Annotated in this window: 5 protein-coding genes; 2 read left to right on the top strand and 3 right to left on the bottom strand. The window is 72.0% G+C overall.

What is annotated here, in order from left to right; translation table 11 throughout:
• Nucleotides 1–129 precede the first annotated feature (129 nt).
• From ABZ749_RS31685 to ABZ749_RS31675, 3 genes are read right to left on the bottom strand one after another with little or no spacing between them, the layout of a single operon-like run.
• Nucleotides 130–693 (bottom strand): GerMN domain-containing protein, encoded by a 564-nt coding sequence (locus ABZ749_RS31685; protein WP_357234273.1) that lies wholly within the window; start codon nt 691–693, stop codon nt 130–132.
• Nucleotides 690–2045 carry a HAMP domain-containing sensor histidine kinase gene (locus ABZ749_RS31680; protein WP_357234270.1) on the bottom strand — a complete coding sequence of 452 codons (1356 nt, stop codon included), beginning with the start codon at nt 2043–2045 and terminating at the stop codon, nt 690–692. Before ABZ749_RS31680 ends, ABZ749_RS31685 begins: the two co-directional genes overlap by 4 nt.
• Nucleotides 2042–2731, bottom strand: coding sequence for a response regulator transcription factor (locus tag ABZ749_RS31675; RefSeq protein ID WP_357234268.1), 690 nt, complete (start codon nt 2729–2731; stop codon nt 2042–2044). The genes ABZ749_RS31680 and ABZ749_RS31675 overlap by 4 nt, the downstream gene beginning before the upstream one ends.
• A 150-nt stretch (nt 2732–2881) precedes the next feature.
• Between ABZ749_RS31675 and ABZ749_RS31670 the strand changes: the two genes are divergently transcribed.
• Nucleotides 2882–3211 (top strand): STAS domain-containing protein, encoded by a 330-nt coding sequence (locus tag ABZ749_RS31670; protein ID WP_357234266.1) that lies wholly within the window; start codon nt 2882–2884, stop codon nt 3209–3211.
• Nucleotides 3208–3613 (top strand): STAS domain-containing protein (locus ABZ749_RS31665; RefSeq protein WP_357234263.1); only part of this gene is annotated, 406 nt, incomplete at its 3' end. The genes ABZ749_RS31670 and ABZ749_RS31665, both read left to right, overlap by 4 nt.

Genomic DNA, 3613 nt, shown 5'->3' with positions numbered 1-3613 from the left:
GGTGGCGCTGGTCCGACGGGGCCAGCGCCACCCCGGTCCTCAGCGGATGCCGTTGACCTCCGGGAGCTTCCCTCGGGTCGCCCTGGCATTCGTCTCAGGTCTTCCACCGAGCAACCCCGAACCTGGCGTTCAGCGTTCGCTGATGAGAGGGGCGTAGTCGCCGCGGGTGAGCGGCATGCTCGACAGGGAGCCGTCGGCCCGGGGCACGCCCAAAGCCCTGCCGTCGCGCAGGAAGGCCACTGTGGAGACGTCCTCGCGGCTGGTGAGAGTGCAGACGATCTGCCCGAAGGCGAGGACCTCGTCGCTGCGACCGCCCACCTCGGCGGGTTCGTCCACAGCGACGACGGCCTGCGTCCCGGTAACTGTCGCGAGGGCGGCGTTGACCGCCCCCGGCAGCGCACTGGTCAGATCGCTGTCCCGTTCGGCCCCGCTGGGCCCGGCGAGCAGGTGCCGCAACTGGTCCGCGATGCTGGGTGCCCTGTCTACGCGCCGGACCACGGGGACGATGCGGTTGTTCCGGACCAGGCAGAGCGTCTCGGCGGCGCTGCCGGCCGGTGCGGTGGTGTCGGCGGGAGCGGCGCTGCTCAGCGGCCCTCGCGGGGCCGGCACCGCGCGTGGGGTGTCGTCGGTGGGGATGCCACATGCGGTCAGCAGCACAACGAGGGCCAACGGGACGAGACGGCGGGGCCTCACGACAGGCTCCCCGGCAGGGTGACCCGGAAACAGGCGCCCCCGCCCGGACGGTCGGCGACCGTCACCTGCCCCGCGTGCGCGGCGGCGTGCTGCGCGACCAGCGCCAGCCCCAGGCCGGTGCCGTCGCCGGCGCCACGGGTGTGGGCGGCTCGCCCCCGGACGAACCGGTCGAAGATCGCCTCCCGGTCCTCCACGGGAACGCCCGGACCGTCATCGTCGACCTCGATGACGCCGCTGTCCCCGTCCCGGTCCAGGCGAACAGCCACCGGGCCACCGCCGTAGGTGGCGGCGTTGTCGAGCAGGTTCGCCAGGATCTGGGCGACCCGCCGCCGCTCGACCTGCCACGTCGTGGGCACGTCCGGTGCCAGGCTGACGAGGGTGCCCGGCAGGTCGTACGCGTCGCAGGTCTCCCGGGACAGCTCCACCACGTCCACCGGGGCACGGTGGGCCGGCTGGTCGCTGCGGGCCAGGTCGATCAGGTCATTGACGAGCCGTTGGAAACGATCGATCTCGTCGGCGACGAGCCCGGCGGCGGTGGCGGTCCGTTCGTCCTGGTGTTCCCGACGGCGGGCCAGGACGCTGGCCGCCGCGGCGAGGGTCTGCAACGGGGACCGCAGTTCGTGGCTGACGTCGGCGGCGAACCGGCGGTCCCGTTCGATGCGCAGGGCGAGGCGGTCGACCATCTGGTTGAACGACGAGGAGAGTCGGGTGAGGTCAGGGTCGGTGGCCGGGTCGAGCCGGGCGGTGAAGTCACCGGCGGCGATCTTCTCGGCCGCGTCGGCGACCGCTGTCAGCGGCCGCAGCCCGTGTCGGGTGGCGTACCAGGCGAGGGCGGCCCCGGATCCGGCGACCAGCACCGCGACGCTGGTCAGCGCGAGGGCCAGCACCCGGAAGGTCTGCTCCAGCTCGCGCAGCGAATTGACCTCGAAGTACGTCGCGGACGCGGACAACGGCACACCGACCACCAGGGCCGGTTGCCCGTCGACGCGGACACGCTGCACGGCCGGCTCCCCGGCCGAGACGACCCGGAGCAGCTCGTCGGGGATGGCGGCCGTGGTGCCGGGATCGGCTGCCCTCGCGTACCACTCGCCGTTGAGGTGCAGCACCGGTCGACGGCTTCCGCCGGTGTCCAACGACCGGAGCACCTCCACCACGTCCGGGGTGTCGGTGTCGAGGCCGGCATGCACCACGGCGGCGTCGAAGTAGGCGGCCCGCAGGGCGATGCGTTCGCGGTCGTCGAGCAGGGACCGGCGGGTCAACTCGTAGGAGATCAGGGCCATCGACGCCGAGAGCAGGAGCGCGCCGACGGCGAACGCGGCGGTCACCCGGGTACGCAGTCCGAGGCGTCTCATCGTTGCAACTTGTAGCCAAGGCCCCGCAGGGTGACCAGGTGCCGGGGGTTCGCCGGGTCCAGCTCGATCTTCTGCCGCAGCCGACCGACGTGCACGTCGACGAGCCGCTCGTCGCCGCTGTCGTACCCCCAGACCCGTTGCAGCAACTGCTGACGTGACAGCACCCGACCAGCGTGCTCGGCCAGCTCACAGAGCAGCCGGAACTCGGTGCGGGTGACAGTGACCTGCTGGCCGGCACGGCGCACCTCCCCCGCCTCCGGGCTGATCTCCAACTCCCCGAAGGCGACCGCCGGCACGGGCTCCGGCGTCGAGGTCGTGACCACCGGCCGGGCACGGCGGCGCAGAGCCCGCAGGCGGGCGGTCAGCTCCCGGATGGCCACGGGTTTGACCACGTAGTCGTCGGCGCCGGCTTCGAGGGCGGCCACGATGTCGTCGGTGCCGTCACGGGCGCTGACCACCACGATCGGCACGTCGTCGTCTCGGCGCAACTGTCGGATGCACTCGAAGCCGTCGAGGCCGGGCAGCATCAGGTCGACGAGCACGTAGTCGGCCGGGTGGTGGCGCTGAGCACGTAGGCCCTCCTCGGCCGTGGCCGCGCCGAGAGCGTCGTAGCCCTCGTCCTCAAGTGCGAGCAGCAGCGCGAGCCGGATGCGGTCGTCGTCCTCGATCACCAGTACGGCCGTCATCCCGGAATCATCCTCGGCCGACCGCCGGGCGGCCAACCGTGCCCGCCGGACGGCGGTTTTGTCACACAACTGTCACAGAGCCTTGCAGTGACCGCCAACCCCGCCCAGCACGGTGGGCAGGAGGCAAGGTCGACGGAGAGGGGTACGGCAATGGCGACGCCGGTGCTGCCCGCGAGGTACACGCTGCCGCTGGTCGAGGTTCGCGTCACCGAACTCGATCTGGCCTGTCTGCCGGAGGTCGGCGCGGTGTTCGACCGACTGCTGGCGCTGCGCCCCGCACAGGTCGTGCTCGACCTGTCCGACTGCCAGCACCTCGACGCCGCCGCCATCGGCCTGCTGCTCGACGTGCACCGGCGGCTGACTCGCGCCGACGCGGCCCTCACCGTCCGCGATCCGAACCCCCGGGTCCGGCGCATCCTGCAGATCACCCGCCTGGATCAGGTGCTCCCGATCGTCAATGAGAAAGGACCAGCAGCATGACCGTCGTCCCGGACGAGTATCTGATGACCTTGATCTGCGACACCTGCGGCGAGACCATCCGCGGCACCGCGTGCGTGCTCCCCGACGCCGAGGTCGTCTGGACCCTGGTGGCCGAACACGGCTGGAGCGGCTCCCCCTTCGCCACCGGGCCGCACCGCTGCCCGCACTGCAGCCTCCTGCCCGCCTCGACAGGTGGCCACGCGTCGTGCGACGAGCATGGCCCCGGTGGCATCCTCGGCATCGACCACCTCGACGGCACGACAGTCATCGCCGCCACTGGTGACATCGACCTCGACACCGGCGACAACCTGCGCACGGCGCTGCGGCACGTGGCCGAGGTGGGCGGGCATGTCGTGGTCGACCTGAGCCGGGTGCACATCATCGACTCGACCGGCCTCGGTC

Source organism: Micromonospora sp. NPDC047753 (assembly GCF_040642735.1).
GTDB lineage: Bacteria > Actinomycetota > Actinomycetes > Mycobacteriales > Micromonosporaceae > Micromonospora.
Note: the sequence above shows the minus strand (reverse complement) of the source record. Positions and strands in the feature narration are given on the sequence as shown.

What these genes read in the sequence shown, in the direction of transcription:
- ABZ749_RS31670 (WP_357234266.1), top strand. Translation starts at nt 2,882, where the DNA reads ATGGCGACGCCGGTGCTGCCCGCGAGGTACACGCTGCCGCTGGTCGAG.
- ABZ749_RS31680 (WP_357234270.1), bottom strand. Translation starts at nt 2,045, where the DNA reads ATGAGACGCCTCGGACTGCGTACCCGGGTGACCGCCGCGTTCGCCGTC.
- ABZ749_RS31675 (WP_357234268.1), bottom strand. Translation starts at nt 2,731, where the DNA reads ATGACGGCCGTACTGGTGATCGAGGACGACGACCGCATCCGGCTCGCG.